Source organism: Caballeronia sp. M1242, from assembly GCF_017220215.1.
Taxonomy (GTDB): Bacteria; Pseudomonadota; Gammaproteobacteria; order Burkholderiales; family Burkholderiaceae; genus Caballeronia.
The window spans coordinates 2,329,361-2,345,720 of the sequence record NZ_CP071129.1; the positions used below are offsets into that span (position 1 = coordinate 2,329,361).

A 16,360-nucleotide genomic window follows, 5' to 3' on the forward strand; every position below is an offset into this window, starting at 1 on the left:
TCAGGGCGAATGGAACAGCCAACCTACGCTTGAATATATAGAAGATTTTCTAGATTTCCCAGCAATCCGGATATTTATAAGAGTCGTCCTAACGTTTCAGAATTCGCAACGAGGAGACAAGGCGCCGAGTCAAGATAGACGGGAAGGAGACTACCGGCTACGACAGGGCGCTGCAATGGACTGATCGAGTCGGTTGTGTGTTTGCCGGCGACCGGCGGTGGACGTGATCCACGAACTGCCTTCCAACCGCGCCGATATGCTCGCCAATAAGCAGGTAAGGCGATTACTCCAAGCGTATCGGCAGTTAGATAGCGAGATCGCTGATTATTATCATTCTAGTTCTATTCGATTTAAGAACAATCAGCGTTAATTGTATGCGAAGCAACTGCTAGTATGCCAACGCGCATGACGTCAGCGAATCAATTGGGATTAACCGACAGCTACGTCGGCTAGAAGCATTGCTTTGCTTTTGTCATGCTCGCTGCGATCGAGAAGTGTTCGGCTCATGATCGGCACTCAAGAAACGCGAACCGAGCGAACGCTTGATGGAGACGACATATTCTCGCGCATGCAAAACAAACTCTGTGACTAAAGCGAAGAGGTTATTATGATTAAGATCGATCGTAGTGTGCTGGCCCAAGCGCAAATGGCAGGCGGGTCCACCAAGGCAAGTTCGAGTGCGACTTCCTCGACCAATGTGACCATTGATATCTCGCAGGCCCCGGTACACTAACCGGTTCATTGGGCCTTGGCAGGCCGGCGGCCTGCCGTAGACTGAGTGTTCATTCCGGTGCACTGAGTGACACCGGTGTACACAGCGGCCGCATGTGACACGGAATGCGTCGCCGGAACGCGAAGCACCAGCGCGCGTTCCGCTGAATCCTCCGGGCAGGGCGGCCTTACCTCGTGCAATCTATTGCCGAAGTCGCGCCGCCATCGGCTTATTTTTGAGGCGCAAGCTCACTCGCCGCACGCGCTAATCGCGTCACTTCCTCCCAATTCTGCGCAGCAAGCGCAGCCTTCGGCGTCAGCCACGATCCCCCAACACAGACCACATTCGGCTGCGCGAGAAACAGCGACGCCGTCTCCGCCGTAATGCCCCCAGTCGGGCAGAACTTCAGATTCGGGAACGGCCCATAAAACGCCTGGAGCATCGGAACACCACCCGCCTGCTGCGCGGGGAAGAACTTCACGATCTCATAGCCCAGTTCCATCGCGGTAATGATGTCGCTCGGCGTCATCACGCCCGGCAGCAGCGGCAATCCGGCGTCCTGCGCGGCCTTATGCATGTCTTTGGTCAAGCCCGGCGACACGCCAAACTGCGCGCCCGCTTTCTTGGCCTGCTCGCAATGCTCCGGCTTCGTGATCGTGCCGACGCCGACGACGATGTCCTCCGCGAGTTGACTCGCACGTTCGATCGCCCCGATGCCCGCCGCCGTGCGCAACGTGATTTCGAGCACCTTCACGCCGCCCGCATGCAGCGCCCGCGATACGTGTTCGCCCTGCTCGACCGAATCGAATGCGAGCACCGGAATGACCGGGCCCAGACGCACGATTTCGCTTACCGTCTTCATGTGATGCGACTCCTTCTTGTGTGCGGCGACGCTGTCGTCGGACCGCGGGTTTCTGTCAGGTTGAACCGTGGCTAGATTCGTTAGCGTCCATGCACCATTTGACGATCGGCGTGGCCCGCAGCCGCCGTCGCGCCGCCATCCGTCGACGCGGTCTTCGCGCCGATCAGCGGACCGAACACCGACGCGCCCTCCTCGGCCGGCAGCGCCGCGCTGCGGAACACGCCGAACAGTTCGCGCCCGAAGCCCACTTCGTTCTCCGCCTGATTCGCCGGCGCTTCGACTTCGCGCGACGCCCATTCGCGCGCATCGATTTCGATGTCGAGCACGCCAGCCGGCGCGTCGATCACCACCACATCGCCGGTGCGCACCTTGCCGAGCGGCCCGTGCAACAGCGCCTCCGGCGACACGTGGATCACGGCCGGCACCTTCCCCGATGCGCCCGACATGCGGCCGTCGGTGACCAGCGCGACATGGAAGCCCTGATCCTGCAACACGCCGAGAAGCGGCGTCAACCGATGCAGTTCCGGCATGCCGTTCGCGCGCGCGCCCTGAAAGCGCACGACCGCGACGAAATCTCGCTTCAGTTCGCCCTTGTCGAAGGCTTCCTGCACTTCTTCCTGCGAATTGAACACGATGGCCGGCGCCTTCACGACGCGATGCTCAGGCGCCACCGCAGAAATCTTGATGACGCCGCGACCGAGCTTGCCCTGCATCAGCCGCAAGCCGCCATCCGGCTGGAACGGCTCGCGAATGCCGCGCAGCACCTTCGTGTCGTGACTTTCAGCGGCGCCATCGACCCATTGCAGCTTGCCGTCGATAAGTTTCGGCTCCTTCGTGTAGTGCGACAAGCCGCGGCCCGCGACCGTCTGCACGTCTTCGTGCAGCAAGCCGCCTTCCAGCAGATTGCGCACGAGAAACGCCACGCCGCCCGCCGCGTGGAAATGGTTCACGTCGGCCTTGCCGTTCGGGTAGATCTTGGCGAGCAACGGCACGACCTGCGACAACTCGTCGAAGTCGTTCCAGTCGATCACGATGCCCGCCGCCCGCGCGATCGCCACGAGATGCAGCGTGTGATTGGTCGAACCGCCTGTCGCGAGCAGCGCGACGATGCCGTTGACGATCGCCTTCTCATCGACCACATGGCCGATCGGCGTGTAGTTGCCGCGCTCGAGCGTGAGATCGAGCACGCGGCGCGCGGCTTCGGCGGTGAGCGCATCGCGCAGCGGCGTGTGCGGGTGCACGAACGCCGCGCTCGGCAGGTGCAGCCCCATCACTTCCATCAGCATCTGATTGCTGTTGGCCGTGCCGTAGAACGTGCAGGTGCCGTGACCGTGATACGCGGCGGCCTCCGCTTCGAGCAACGCGTCGCGATTGCACTTGCCGGTCGCGAACTCCTGGCGAACCTTTGCCTTCTCGTCGTTGGTGAGGCCGCTCGTCATCGGGCCGGCGGGAACGAAGATGGTCGGCAGATGGCCGAATTGCAGCGCGCCGATGGCCAGGCCCGGCACGATCTTGTCGCAGACGCCGAGGCACAGCGCCGCGTCGAACATGTTGTGCGTGAGCGCGACGGCCGTGCTCATCGCGATCACTTCCCGCGAAAACAGCGACAGCTCCATGCCCGCGTTGCCCTGCGTGATGCCGTCGCACATGGCCGGCACGCCGCCCGCGAATTGCGCGATGCCGCCGTGTTCGCGCGCCGCCTGCTTGATGATGTCCGGAAAGCTCTTGTACGGCGCGTGCGCGGAAAGCATCTCGTTATACGACGACACAATGCCGATGTTCGGCTCGCGCACCGCCTTGATCGCGATCTTCTCCTGACCTTCGAGTCCGGCGAAACCGTGCGCTAGGTTCGCGCAGGACAGCGCGCCGCGCGCCGGGAACTTGCCGTGCGCCGCGTCGATGCGCGCGAGATACGCCGCGCGCGTGGACTTGCTGCGCTCGATCACGCGGTCGGTGACCTTCTTGAGTTGTGAATGCGGGGAAACCATCGAAGCTCCTTGTCTCACTGCGGCGCGCGTGCCGTCGAGTTATGGATTGGACAATCGCGAGGAACGGCGGCTGAGTCGTTGTTGTATGGCTGGCCGTTTGGCGTCATATTAGTAGAAAAACTACACGGTGACAATGCACTAAATGCGCCCGCCAATTCAGCAGACACCTAAGTCAAAGCCTTTATCGATCGACATCTCAGGGAAATCCCTAAGAACCGCAGTCGACACTATGTAGTATTTGTACAAGGTGATTCATCGGCTATAGTCGCAGGCAAATTCCAGCATAGGCGAGTTTTCCGATGTTGCTGTCCCAAGTTGAAGCAATGCGCGAGCAGTTGCGCCCGTCCGAGCGCAAGCTCGCCGATTACGTGCTGGAAGCGCCGCGCGAGGTCCTCGACCTTTCGATGACCGATTTCGCCGCGCGAGCAGGCGTGAGCCAGCCGACCATCGCGCGTTTTTGTCAGGCGCTCGGCTTCTCCGGCTTCCGGGAATTCAAGATTCGGCTCGCGCAAAGCGTCGCAGCGGATGTGCCCACGGTCTACCGCGACGTCCGCAGCGACGAACCCGCAGCCGGCGTCGCGGCGAAAGTGCTGGACCGCACCATCGGGGCGCTGATCGCGGTGCGAAACAGCTTGTCGTCGGACAGCGTGGCGGCGGCCATCGCGATTCTTTCGGATGCGCGGCGCATCGAGTTTTATGGCGCCGGGGGCTCGGGCATCGCCGCGCTCGACATGCAGCACAAGTTTTTCCGTCTCGGCGTGCCGTCAGTCGCGTACGCCGATCCGCATACCTACACGACGTCGGCGGCGCTGCTCGGTCCCGGCGATGTGGTGGTCGCCATCTCGAACACCGGCCGCACAAAGGACATTCTCGATGCGTGCAAATCCGCGCTCAATGGCGGGGCGAAAGTGATCGCAATCACGCACGGCAATTCGCCGCTCGCGCGACTGGCGAGCGTCGGCCTGTTCGCGAACGTCGACGAGGACACGGATATCTTTTCGCCGATGACGTCGCGCGTCTCGCATCTCGCAATCGGCGATATTCTGGCGGTGGGACTGGCACTGGCGCGCGGTCCGCAACTGGCGGAGAAGCTCGCCGAGGCGAAGGACGTGCTGGAAGGACGCCGGGTAGGCACGTGAGCCGGCGCCGGGCTCACGTAAGAGACATCAGAACGGTTTGACGACCACCAGCAGCGTCGCGCCGAGCAAGCCGAGCACCGGCAGCTCGTTGTACATGCGGTACCACTTGTCCGAGCGCGTGTTCTCGCCGCGCTGGAACGTGCGCAGCAGTACGCCGCAATACGCGTGATAAACAATCAGCAACACGACGATGCCGAGCTTCGCGTGCAACCAGCCCTGTCCGCGCCCGATGCCGACATCCAGCCACAGCCACAGCCCGCACGCGAGCGCCGGCACCGCGATGAACGTCATGAAGCGAAAGAGCTTGCGCGCCATCAGCAGCAGGCGCGCGGTCGCTGTCGGGTCCTTCTCCATCGCGAGATTGACGTAAATGCGCGGCAAGTAGAACAGCCCCGCGAACCACGAGGCGACCAGCACGATATGCAGCGATTTGATCCAGAGCATCGTTTGTCTTTGGGTCGTTCTTATTGACGCACTTCGCCGTGGCCCAGCACAACGTATTTCAGCGATGTCAGGCCTTCCAGTCCCACCGGGCCACGCGCGTGCAGCTTGTCGTTCGAGATGCCGATTTCCGCGCCGAGCCCGAACTCGAAACCATCCGCGAAGCGCGTCGACGCGTTGACCATGACGCTCGCCGAATCCACCTCGCGCAGGAAGCGCATGGCGCGGTCGTGATCTTCAGTGACGATCGCGTCCGTATGGTGCGAGCCGTACGTGTTGATATGGTCGATGGCCTGGTCCAGACCATCGACGATTTTCACCGCCAGAATCGGCGCGAGATATTCGGTGCTCCAGTCTTCGTCGGTGGCATCGACGAGCCCGCCGATCTGCGCCGCTTCGAGCACCTTGCGCGCCGCCGCGTCGACACGCAGTTCGACGTCTTTCGCCTGAAACGCACGCGCGAGCATCGGCAGCGCGGCGTCGGCGACAGCGCGCGCGACGAGCAGCGTTTCCATCGTGTTGCAGGTGCCGTAGCGATGCGTCTTCGCGTTGTCGCAGATCGCCGCCGCTTTTGCGAGATCGGCGCGGTCGTCCACGTACACGTGGCAGATGCCGTCGAGATGCTTGATCATCGGCACGCGCGACTCTTCCATCAGCCGGGCGATGAGGCTTTTGCCGCCGCGCGGCACGATTACGTCGACGAACTCCGTCATGGTGATGAGCTTGCCGACCGCCGCGCGATCCGCCGTCTCGACGACCTGCACCGCGTCCTGCGGCAGCCCGGCCGCTCGCAGTCCCTCGCCGATCAGCCTGGCAAGCGCAGTGTTGCAATCGAGCGCCTCGGAACCGCCGCGCAGAATCGTCGCGTTGCCGGATTTCAGGCAGAGCGCGGCGGCGTCGATGGTCACGTTCGGCCGCGATTCATAGATGATGCCGATCACGCCGAGCGGCACGCGCATCTGCCCGACCTGAATGCCCGTCGGACGGAATTTGAGTCCGCTGATCTCGCCGATCGGATCGGCCAGCGACGCCACTTGCCGCAAGCCTTCGACCATCGTGCGGAGCGCCTTGTCGGAGAGCGTGAGACGGTCGATGAACGCCGCGTCGTAGCCCTTCTCGCGGGCTCGATCCAGATCGCGCGCATTCGCGGCCTTGAGCGCGTCGCGTTCCCGCTCGATCGCATCCGCCACCGCGACGAGCGCCGCGTTCTTCGCCGCCGTCGATGCCCGCGCCATCGCGCGTGACGCCGCGCGCGCGCGGCGGCCGAGATCGGTCATGTACTGGTCGATGTTCATCTGGATCATTCCGTATGCCGGCTGCGAAAGCGCGGCATCAGTGAGATGGGAGTCGCGTTCGGCTGCATGGCCCGACGCGCAAAGGATCATTCTAAGCCGTGTCGCGTATTTAGCGACGCGGTCGCGGCGCTGGCGACGCGCCTTGCGCCACGGCCATCGCCAGTTCGAACATGCCGGCCCATGGATCGGGCGGCGGCTCGCTGCCGCGCGCACCCGCGCTGCCGGAACTACCCGAGAGCCCTTTGACTTGCCGGTCGAGCCGCGCCGCGAGTGAGAGCGCGCGTTCGAGCGCGTCTTCCGTCACGCGCGAAAGCGCGGGGCCGATCAACCGCTCGCGCGGTCCCCACACGCGGTTTTCGCGCAGCAGCGTCGCGAGCGGCTTGCCCGACGTCACGCCGCGCTTGATGCGCAGGAGCGTGCGCACCTCGTCGACGAGCGCCCACAAGACGAGCACGGCCGCTTCGCCTTCGCCTTTGAGACCGTCGAGCATGCGTGAAAGCCGGCCGACGTCGCCCGTCAGCATCGCCTCGTTCAGCTTGAAAACGTCGTAGCGCGCGACGTTCAGCACGGCGTCGTGGATCTGCTCGAACGTGAGCACGCCTTGCGGATAAAGCAGCCCGAGCTTCTGTATTTCCTGATGCGCGGCAAGCAGATTGCCCTCGACGCGTTCCGCGATGAAAACGAGCGCGCGCCGCCCCTCTTCGCCCGGCGCGACGCGCTGGCCTTGCTGCGCGAGCCGCTGGCCGACCCACATCGGCAGTTGCGCGCGCTCGACGGGATCGACCTTCAGCGCGACACCCGCGCCGATCAACGCCGTGAACCACGCGGACTTCTGCGCTGCCGAATCGAGGCGCGGCAGCGTGACCAAGGTCACGACGTCCGGATTGTCGGCGGCGGCGAGCATCTTCAGCGCCTCGCCGCCTTCCTTGCCGGGCTTGCCCGTCGGGATGCGCAACTCGATCAGTTGCCGGTCGCCGAAGAGCGACATCGACTGCGTTGCGCCGATGAGCGCGCTCCAGTCGAACCCGCGCTCGACCGTGAACACGGTGCGATCCGTGAAGCCGCCCGCGCGCGCGGCGGCCCGGATGCGGTCGCACGCTTCCTGCACGAGCAGATGCTCGTCGCCATAGACGACGTACAGCGCCTTCAGGCCTTTGGCGAGATGCGCTTCGAGCGCGTCGAGCTTCAGTTGCATGGTGGACGGTCGCGTAGCCCGTTACAGCGGCGGCGTGGGCAACGGCGCCCGCGGCGCGATACCCGGCGTCTGCTCGGCCGGCGTCGGATGCAGCGAACGCACGACCGCGAGCCGGCGCGTCAGTTGATCCACGGCGTCGTTGCGCATGTCGTTGTAGAGCAGCGTGGCTTCCTGCGACTTCGCGAGCGTGTACTGGTTGCTATAGGTCATCGCGCGATTCAGCGCGATGGCGCTAGGCGGAATCAGCACCGTTCCGTCCGCGCCGACGAGCGTATAGCTCAGGTTGTAGACGAGCTCGTACTCCTGGATCACGCCCTGCGAATTGAGGCTGAGTGTGCTGAGACCTTGACCTTCGTTGAGATAGAGCGTCGCGTCGGGCTTCTCCGAGGGCTTCACGATGACCGTATCGCTTCCGCCCTGCACCATGCGTTCGAGCCGCCCGACCATCTGCGGCGCGCCGCCGCTGATCGCCAGGCGCTTGAAGGCGTAGTCCTGCTCGCCGCGCAACTGGAACCCGCACGCGGACAGCGCGACCGCGCCGCCCACGAGCGCGAGGAAAGTACGCCGGCTCACGCGCGCCGCGCGATTTTCGACGGCTTTGACGCTCACATCGAATCCCCAGGTTTTGGCCATCAGACCACCACGTTGACGAGACGCCCCGGCACCACGACGATTTTCTTCGGCGCGCGGCCTTCCGAGAACTTTTCGAACATTTCATGCGCGAGCGCCGCCTGTTCGATGGCTTCCCGCGTTGCATCCTTCGCCACGGTCAGCGCACCGCGCACCTTGCCGTTGACCTGCAGCACCAGTTCGATTTCCGCTTGTTCGAGCGCGGCTTCGTCGACCTTCGGCCACGGCGCGTCGAGCAGCGGGCCGAATTCGTCGGCATAACCGAGTTCCGACCACAACTGGAACGTGATGTGCGGCACAACCGGATACAGCACGCGCAGCAGCACGCCGAAGGTTTCGTTCAGCACGCCTTCGCCTGCATTCTTCGCGCTATCGAGCGCGTTGAGCATCTTCATCGCGGCAGACACGACCGTGTTGTACTGCAGGCGGCCATAGTCGAAATCGGCTTGCTTCAGCACGGTGTAAATTTCGCGGCGCAGGGCGCGGTCGGCGTCGCTCAGCTTCGATGCATCCAGCTTGCGGTGCTGGCGCAGCGCCTCCGCGTTGTCGTGCGCGAAGTGCCACACGCGGCGCAGGAAGCGGCTCGCGCCTTCGACGCCCGCGCCCGACCATTCGAGCGATTGCTCCGGCGGCGCCGCAAACATCACGAAGAGACGCGCCGTATCGGCGCCGTACTGGTCGATGAGCGTCTGCGGATCCACGCCGTTGTTCTTCGACTTCGACATCTTTTCGACGCCGCCGAGCACGACCGGCTGGCCGTCGGCAATGAGCGTCGCGCCCGTCGGACGGCCCTTGTCGTCATGCGACACGGTGACTTCCAGCGGGTTGTACCAGGTCTTCTTGCCGCTCGCGTCTTCCCGATAGAACGTCTCGTTGAGCACCATGCCCTGCGTGAGCAGGTTCTTGGCCGGCTCGCCGAACTTCACGAGGCCCATGTCGCGCATGACCTTGGTCCAGAAGCGCGAATACAAGAGGTGAAGAATGGCGTGCTCGATACCGCCGATGTACTGATCCATCGGCATCCAGTAATCGGTGCGCTCGTCGACCATCGTCGTGGCGTCCGGCGCGCTGTAGCGCGAGAAGTACCACGACGAATCGACGAAGGTGTCCATCGTGTCCGTTTCGCGCTTCGCCGCCGCGCCGCACTTCGGGCACGAGCAGTTCAGGAACGCTTCGGACTTCGCGAGCGGATTGCCCGTGCCGTCCGGCACGAGGTCTTCAGGCAGCACGACCGGCAGATCCTTCTCCGGCACCGGTACGTCGCCGCAGCTCGGGCAGTGGATGATCGGGATCGGCGTGCCCCAGTAACGCTGCCGCGAGATGCCCCAGTCGCGCAGACGCCAGGTGACCTGCTTGTCGCCGAGGTCCTTCGCTTTCAGGTCGGCGGCGATCGCGTCGATCGCTTCCTCGGTGGTCAAGCCGTCGTACTTGCCGCTGTTGACGAGGCGGCCGGCAGTTTTGTCGCCGTACCACTCTTCCCACGCCGCGGTGGAGTAGGTCTTGCCTTCGACGGCAATCACCGGCTTGATCGGCAGATCGTATTTCTTGGCGAACGCGAAGTCGCGCTCATCGTGCGCCGGCACGCCCATCACCGCGCCTTCGCCGTAGGACATCAGCACGTAGTTGCCGATCCACACTTCTACCTTCTCGCCCGTCAGCGGATGCGTGATGAAAAAGCCGGTCGCCATGCCCTTCTTTTCCATCGTCGCGACGTCGGCTTCCGCGACGCCGCCGCGCTTGCATTCCTCGATGAACGCCTGCAAACCGGCGTTGTCGCGGGCAAGACGCGTGGCGAGCGGATGCTCTGCCGCGATCGCCGCGAACGTCACGCCCATGATGGTGTCGGCGCGCGTGGTGAACACGCGCAAGAGTTTCGCTTCCCCGTCGATTTCATACGGGAAGCCGAAGTTCACGCCGAAGCTCTTGCCGATCCAGTTCTGCTGCATGATCTTCACGCGCTCGGGCCAGCCGAGGCCTTCGAGATCGTCGAGCAGCTGATCCGCGTAATCGGTGATGCGCAGGTAGTACATCGGAATCTCGCGCTTCTCCACGAGCGCGCCCGAGCGCCAGCCGCGCCCGTCGATGACCTGTTCGTTCGCGAGCACCGTCTGATCGACCGGGTCCCAGTTCACCGTGCCGGTCTTCTTGTACGCGATGCCCTTCTCCAGCATCTTGAGGAACAGCCACTGGTTCCACTTGTAGTACTCGGGCGAGCACGTGGCGACTTCGCGCGACCAGTCGATGGCGAGGCCCATCGACTGCATCTGCTTCTTCATGTACGCGATGTTGTCGTACGTCCACTTCGCGGGCGGCACGCCATTGGCCATCGCGGCATTTTCGGCGGGCATGCCGAACGCGTCCCAGCCCATCGGCATCAGCGTGTTGTGGCCGTTCATGCGCAGATAACGGTACATCACGTCGTTGATGGTGTAGTTGCGCACGTGCCCCATGTGCAGCTTGCCCGACGGATACGGCAGCATCGAGACGCAGTAGAACTTGGGCTTGGCCGACGTCTCGGTCGTCCGGTAGACGTCGTTCGCGCGCCAGTTGCTCTGCGCGGCGGATTCGACGTCGGCGGGTACGTATTTATCGTGCATGGTGTGGTGGCTTTACGCTTGATGCTGTGAACGGGCGCGAGCTTCGTTGGGCTTGACCGCGCTGGCTTGCGGTGGCGAATCCAGACGCTGCGTGGTCGACCGGCCGGCGCGACCCGCGCGATGCAACGGCGGAATCGGGCCTGCTCTGATTGACGCGGGACGCGTTGGACGGGCAAAGGGCGATTATACCGTCCGCTCCCCGCGTGTCCTGGATTCGTAAAGCCGCTGGCCGCGCGAATTCAGGGCCATTCGCTGCAAGTGTGCGCGGCGCGCGGTCGTCCGGCAATTCAGCCGAACGGCATAGGCCGAATCCGAGCGTCTCAGCGCGCCGGCACGGGCTGCGTCACGAAACCGATCCGCTCGATTCCGGCCTGCTGCGCCGCGCCCATCACCTGCGCGACGATTTCGTATCGCGTGGCGCTCGACGCCCTCAGATGCAGTTCCGGCTTCTCGGCCGCCTTGCCCGCCGCGGCGAAACGCGCGCGCATGTCAGCGGCGCTGATCGGCGCGTCGTTCCAGTAGAGCTTGCCTCCATCGTCGATGGAAAGCGTGATGGTCTGCGGCGTCTCGCGCGCAGGCTGCGACGAGACCTTCGGCAAATCCAGCCGGATGGCGTGCGTGAAAAGCGGCGCGGTGATGATGAAGATCACCAGCAACACGAGCATGACGTCGATGAGCGGCGTCATGTTGATGTCGGCCATGGGCGAGCCGTTGGGCTTGTTGTCCAGTCCGCCGAAGGCCATCGCGCGCTCCCTATTCTTTCTCGCCGCAAACAAAGGCGTGCAGATCGTGCGCGAAACCGTCGAGTTCCTCGGAGATCTGCCGCACGCAGCGGCCGAGCACGTTGTACGCAAGCACCGCCGGAATCGCGACGACGAGCCCGAACGCTGTCATGATGAGCGCCTCGCCGACCGGAGCCGCGACGTTTTCGATCATCGCCTGCCCGCTCGCCGCAATGCTGCCGAGCGCGTGATAGATGCCCCAGACCGTGCCGAGCAAGCCGACGAAGGGCGCCGTACTGCCCACCGATGCGAGCAACACCTGTCCGAATTCGAGCCGACGTTGCGAGCGCAGCAACGCCTGGCGCAGCGCGCGCAACACGCGCTCGTTACGCTCGACGCGGGCGAGCAGCGCGCCAGGCACTTCCGCTTCGGAAGCGCGCCACGCTGCTTCGGCGAGCGGCAGATACACGCGCTCGCGGTCCGCGCTGCGCAACGCGCCGATGCCGTCTTTCAGCGTCGATGCCTGCCAGAAGCGTTGCAGCGCGAGCGGCCCCTGCCATTTTGCGCGTGCCAGCACCCACGCCTTCACGAGCAAGAAGCACCAACTCGCGAGCGACATGGCGAGCAGCACGCCCGCGACCGCATGCGTGACGGCATCGCCGCTTTGCAGATAGTGGATAACGCCCGTTGCCGCCATCGTCCGTGAACGCCTCAGCGCAAGCCGAGCACGTCTTGCATGTCGAAGAAGCCCTTGTCGTGCGCGGCGAGGAAGCGCACCGCGCGCAGCGCGCCCTGCGCGTACGACAGACGGCTCGCTGACTTGTGCGTGATCTCGATGCGCTCGCCGATGCCCGCGAAGAGCACCGTGTGATCGCCGACGATATCGCCGCCGCGTATCGCCGAGAAGCCGATGGTCGACGGATCGCGCTCGCCGGTCACGCCTTCGCGCGCGTAGACCGCGCAGTCTTTCAGGTCGCGGCCGAGCGCGCGGGCCACCACTTCGCCCATCGCCAGCGCGGTGCCGGACGGCGCATCCACCTTATGCCGGTGGTGCGCCTCGATGATCTCGATGTCGTAACCCTGCGCGAACTGCTTCGCGGCAAATTCGAGCAGCTTGAGCGTCACGTTCACGCCGACGCTCATGTTCGGCGCGAACACCACGCCGATCTTGTCGCCCGCCTGCTTCAACTGCGCCTTTTGCTCGTCGGAGAAGCCGGTCGTGCCGATCACCATCTTTACGTTATGACGCAGCGCCGCTTCCAGATGCGTGAGCGTGCCTTCAGGGCGCGTGAAGTCGATCAGATAGTCGGCGTCGGCGAACACGCGCTCGATGTCGTCGGTGAGCGCGACGCCCGTTGTCTTGCCGAGGAACGCGCCCGCGTCCTGCCCGAGTTGCGGCACGCCCGGACGGTCGAGCGCGCCGACGAGTTGCGCGTCGGGGTCGTTGAGAACGGTTTCGATCAGCATCCGGCCCATGCGGCCCGACGCCCCGGCGATGGCGATCTTCATGGCTGTCTCGTGTTGGACCGCGCGGCGAGCGCGGCTGATTGATACGGCGTCACGCGGCGAGCGCCCGCGACGCCGGTCTGTCCGGAAAAGCGCGACGGCGCGCCTTCCCGGCGATGCTTCGCCGCGCTACTGCGGCATGCTGAATTGCGCTTGTCCGCCCGAGTTGGCCGGAGCCGGCGACGTGCTCGCGGGACCGACCGCGCTGCTGTCCGGAATCGTGATCGTCTGCGGCTTGCGCTGCAACTGAATCTGCGAGTTGCCGCCGACGCTCGCCGCGCCGGGCGCCGCGCCCGCGCTTTGCGGCACGTTCGGTCGCACGGACGATTGCGTGCGGCCAGTCGGCATTTCGACTTGCGCCGTCGCGCGATTCGCTGCCTGCGCGGCCTGCTGGTTCGCATCGCCCGCAAAGGCTGCCGCGGTGTTCGGCTGCGTGGACGGCTCGCCGACCGGCGCGGTCACGGTGCTTGCCGACGCCGCCGATGCCGATGCCGCAACCGCTGCGGGCGCCGTTGGCGACTTCGCGACCTTCAGGCCTCGGTCGCCGTCGATCTCGGCGAGCAGTTCGAGGTTAGACGGCAGATTCTCGCCGCCCGACCAGCTCACGACGCGATCGCTCGCGAAGTTCACGATGAAGTCGCGCTGCTGCACGACGGAGGTGGAACCGCGCTTGAAGTAGAACACGTAGTCCCAGCGGTCCGCGTGGAACATGTCCGTGAGCAGCGGCGTGCCGAGCAGTTGCCTGACCTGATCGCGCGACATGCCGACCTGCATCTGGCTCGCCGCTTCCTGCGAAACGAAGTTGCCCTGCACGACCGTGATGCGGTATGGCGTGATGCTCTGCGCGATCTTCTGCGTGACGCTGTCGTACGTCGAGCAACCCGCGAGCAGCGCGGCGAGGGTTGCTGCGATGATGGTTCCCCGCATGCGACGGCTCTCCCTGCAATTCGATAAAAATTTTGAGATCATTTCACCTTTCGCGCACAGCGCCGATGACACTGACAACGCCGCGCTTCTCGTTCCGCTCTCAGTGCGCTTCTGCCTCGTTATTACGTGCCTTCCGCGCGGTTTTGCGTACTTTCCGCATGAGATGTCAGGATTCGGAAAAACGCATTACTATGAGAACCTTCAATTGTACTCTAGGGATGCCTAGCCATGACCAATCCCTCCGATCTGAAAAATATCGGGCTCAAGGCGACCCTGCCCCGCCTCAAGATTCTGGAAATCTTCCAGCATAGTCCGGTGCGTCACCTGACCGCTGAAGACGTGTATCGCAACCTGCTCAATGAAGAGCTCGATATCGGGCTCGCCACCGTGTACCGCGTGCTCACGCAGTTCGAGCAAGCGGGCCTGCTGTCGCGAAGCAATTTCGAATCGGGCAAAGCGGTGTTCGAGCTGAACGAAGGTTCGCACCACGATCACCTCGTCTGCATCGACTGCGGGCGCGTCGAAGAGTTCTTCGACGCCGAAATCGAACGCCGCCAGCAGTCCATTGCGAAGGAACGCGGCTTCAAGCTGCACGAGCACGCGCTCGCGCTCTACGGCGCCTGCACCAAGGAAAACTGCCCGCACCGCAAGCACTGAGCGACCCGCGCCCGGCCAGGCGCGCCGCGATTCCAAAACCGCCGTCCATCGGCTTCGATGGACGGCGGTTTCGTTTCGTCCATACCGTCCGCAATTGGCGCCATGGCACTTCCCGCGACAGCCGCGGTCATAGCACCGGCCGCGAGCGATCACTAGCCCTCCGTGGCTTCAATCAGCTTTCCGCGGACCTGCAATCAGCGAACGTCAAAAGGAGTAACGTCAATGGACGTGCAACAACTCGTATCAGAATTTCTGTCTTCGTCGCACGGCGCGCAAGCCACGCAGGCGCTGACCGATCAGGGCTTCAGCCAGGAAGACAGTCAGCAAATGCTTAGTACGGCTGCGGAAACGGCGCACGCGCACGCCGAAGAGCAAAGCCAGGGCTTGTTGGGCGACCATCCCGGCAAGAGCTTCTTTGCGGCGTTCGCGGCGGGACTCGTGCGCGGCGACGGCTTCTTCAAGTCGCTGGAAGAGGGCGGCGAAGGCGTGCTGACCGGACGCATCGCGGAATCCATCGGCGCGCGCATGGGCCTCGACCCGGCCACGGCGTCGACCGTTGCGGCCGCCGCGACGCCGTATGTCATATCGTTCCTCCGCCAGCGGTTCGCATAACGCCGCGCAAAAAACGAAGCCGCTCCGAGGAGCGGCTTTGTCATTTCAGCGGACCGAACGTTACTTCGCGTTCGCGAGGGCGACTGCCGTATCCAGCATGCGGTTCGAGAAGCCCCACTCGTTGTCGTACCAGCTCGACACCTTCACGAGACGGCCCGACACCTTCGTGAGCGTCGCGTCGAACGTCGACGAAGCCGGGTTGTGGTTGAAGTCGACCGACACCAGCGGCGCGTCGTTGTAGCCGAGAATGCCCTTCAGCTCGCCTTCCGACGCTTCCTTCATGATCTTGTTGACTTCTTCCACCGTCGTGTCGCGCGCCGCGATGAACGACAGATCCACCACCGACACGTTGATAGTCGGCACGCGGATAGCGTAGCCGTCCAGCTTGCCGTTCAGCTCCGGCAGCACGAGGCCGACCGCCGACGCAGCGCCGGTCTTCGTCGGGATCTGGCTGTGCGTGGCCGAGCGCGCGCGGCGCAGGTCCTCGTGATACACGTCGGTCAGAACCTGGTCGTTCGTGTACGCGTGGATCGTGGTCATCAGGCCGTTGACGAGGCCGATCTTGTCGTTCAGCGGCTTGACGAGCGGCGCGAGGCAGTTCGTGGTGCACGATGCGTTCGAGATGACCGTGTCCGATGCCTTCAGCACGTTGTGGTTCACGCCGTACACGATGGTCGCGTCCACGTCCTTGCCGCCCGGCGCGGAAATGATGACCTTCTTCGCGCCGCCCTTGATGTGCGCGCTCGCCTTTTCCTTCGTCGTGAAGAAACCGGTGCACTCCATCACCACGTCGACGTTCAGCTCGCCCCACGGCAGTTCGGCCGGGTTGCGGTTCGCCAGCACGCGAATCTTGTCGCCGTTGACGACGAGGTAGTCGCCGTCCACCGACACGTCGCCGGGGAACTTGCCGTGCGCGGTGTCGTACTGCGTCAGGTGCGCGTTCGTCTTGGCATCGCCGAGATCGTTGATGGCGACGATCTCGATGTCGTGCTTCTTGCCGTTCTCGTAGAAGGCGCGCAACGTGTTGCGGCCGATCCGGCCGTAGCCGTTGATTGCAACGCGAATCGTCATGGTCTA

The 16,360-nt window shown here is 64.1% G+C and carries 15 protein-coding genes; 3 read left to right on the forward strand and 12 right to left on the reverse strand.

Annotated features, from left to right (window positions below):
- Nucleotides 1-941: 941 nt before the first annotated feature.
- The gene (gene eda / locus JYK05_RS10825; protein ID WP_175945030.1) at nucleotides 942-1,574 is read right to left on the reverse strand and encodes a bifunctional 4-hydroxy-2-oxoglutarate aldolase/2-dehydro-3-deoxy-phosphogluconate aldolase; all 633 of its coding nucleotides are present in this window, start codon (nucleotides 1,572-1,574) and stop codon (nucleotides 942-944) included.
- Nucleotides 1,575-1,654: 80 nt separating this feature from the next.
- Entirely contained in the window at nucleotides 1,655-3,562 is a 1,908-nt protein-coding gene (gene edd, locus JYK05_RS10830) for a phosphogluconate dehydratase (RefSeq protein ID WP_206466995.1), read from the reverse strand.
- 299 nt (nucleotides 3,563-3,861) lie between these two features.
- Between edd and JYK05_RS10835 the strand changes: the two genes are divergently transcribed.
- The gene (locus JYK05_RS10835) at nucleotides 3,862-4,701 is read left to right on the forward strand and encodes a MurR/RpiR family transcriptional regulator (protein WP_206466997.1); all 840 of its coding nucleotides are present in this window, start codon (nucleotides 3,862-3,864) and stop codon (nucleotides 4,699-4,701) included.
- A 27-nt stretch (nucleotides 4,702-4,728) separates the two neighbouring features.
- On the opposite strand, the gene JYK05_RS10840 is transcribed toward JYK05_RS10835, so the two are convergent.
- From JYK05_RS10840 to JYK05_RS10880, 9 genes are all read right to left on the reverse strand, one after another.
- Nucleotides 4,729-5,145, reverse strand: a complete 417-nt coding sequence (locus JYK05_RS10840) for a CopD family protein (RefSeq protein ID WP_206466999.1) — start codon at nucleotides 5,143-5,145, stop codon at nucleotides 4,729-4,731.
- Between the two features lie 20 nt (nucleotides 5,146-5,165).
- Complete coding sequence (locus JYK05_RS10845) at nucleotides 5,166-6,437, reverse strand: glutamate-5-semialdehyde dehydrogenase (protein ID WP_206467001.1); 1,272 nt, start codon at nucleotides 6,435-6,437, stop codon at nucleotides 5,166-5,168.
- A gap of 109 nt (nucleotides 6,438-6,546) precedes the next feature.
- Nucleotides 6,547-7,632: a DNA polymerase III subunit delta gene (gene holA / locus JYK05_RS10850; protein WP_206467003.1), complete on the reverse strand. Its 1,086-nt coding sequence runs from the start codon at nucleotides 7,630-7,632 to the stop codon at nucleotides 6,547-6,549.
- Between the two features lie 21 nt (nucleotides 7,633-7,653).
- Nucleotides 7,654-8,205: an LPS assembly lipoprotein LptE gene (gene lptE / locus JYK05_RS10855; protein WP_175945307.1), complete on the reverse strand. Its 552-nt coding sequence runs from the start codon at nucleotides 8,203-8,205 to the stop codon at nucleotides 7,654-7,656.
- Between the two features lie 59 nt (nucleotides 8,206-8,264).
- Complete coding sequence (leuS, locus tag JYK05_RS10860; RefSeq protein WP_206467010.1) at nucleotides 8,265-10,859, reverse strand: leucine--tRNA ligase; 2,595 nt, start codon at nucleotides 10,857-10,859, stop codon at nucleotides 8,265-8,267.
- Between the two features lie 320 nt (nucleotides 10,860-11,179).
- Nucleotides 11,180-11,602 (reverse strand): biopolymer transporter ExbD, encoded by a 423-nt coding sequence (locus tag JYK05_RS10865; protein ID WP_175945044.1) that lies wholly within the window; start codon nucleotides 11,600-11,602, stop codon nucleotides 11,180-11,182.
- Nucleotides 11,603-11,612: 10 nt separating this feature from the next.
- Complete coding sequence (locus JYK05_RS10870) at nucleotides 11,613-12,278, reverse strand: MotA/TolQ/ExbB proton channel family protein (protein WP_206467017.1); 666 nt, start codon at nucleotides 12,276-12,278, stop codon at nucleotides 11,613-11,615.
- Between the two features lie 14 nt (nucleotides 12,279-12,292).
- Nucleotides 12,293-13,090: a 4-hydroxy-tetrahydrodipicolinate reductase gene (gene dapB, locus JYK05_RS10875; protein WP_175945048.1), complete on the reverse strand. Its 798-nt coding sequence runs from the start codon at nucleotides 13,088-13,090 to the stop codon at nucleotides 12,293-12,295.
- Between the two features lie 126 nt (nucleotides 13,091-13,216).
- Complete coding sequence (locus tag JYK05_RS10880; protein ID WP_175945050.1) at nucleotides 13,217-14,014, reverse strand: outer membrane protein assembly factor BamE; 798 nt, start codon at nucleotides 14,012-14,014, stop codon at nucleotides 13,217-13,219.
- Nucleotides 14,015-14,242: 228 nt separating this feature from the next.
- Here JYK05_RS10880 and fur point away from each other — a divergent pair, with 228 nt between their 5' ends.
- Both fur and JYK05_RS10890 read left to right on the forward strand, forming a co-directional pair.
- The gene (gene fur / locus JYK05_RS10885) at nucleotides 14,243-14,671 is read left to right on the forward strand and encodes a ferric iron uptake transcriptional regulator (protein WP_159836963.1); all 429 of its coding nucleotides are present in this window, start codon (nucleotides 14,243-14,245) and stop codon (nucleotides 14,669-14,671) included.
- 222 nt (nucleotides 14,672-14,893) lie between these two features.
- Nucleotides 14,894-15,283: a hypothetical protein gene (locus JYK05_RS10890; protein ID WP_206467019.1), complete on the forward strand. Its 390-nt coding sequence runs from the start codon at nucleotides 14,894-14,896 to the stop codon at nucleotides 15,281-15,283.
- A gap of 60 nt (nucleotides 15,284-15,343) precedes the next feature.
- Here JYK05_RS10890 and gap read toward each other — a convergent pair whose 3' ends face one another.
- Complete coding sequence (gene gap, locus JYK05_RS10895) at nucleotides 15,344-16,354, reverse strand: type I glyceraldehyde-3-phosphate dehydrogenase (protein ID WP_175945054.1); 1,011 nt, start codon at nucleotides 16,352-16,354, stop codon at nucleotides 15,344-15,346.
- Between the last annotated feature and the right edge of the window lie 6 nt (nucleotides 16,355-16,360).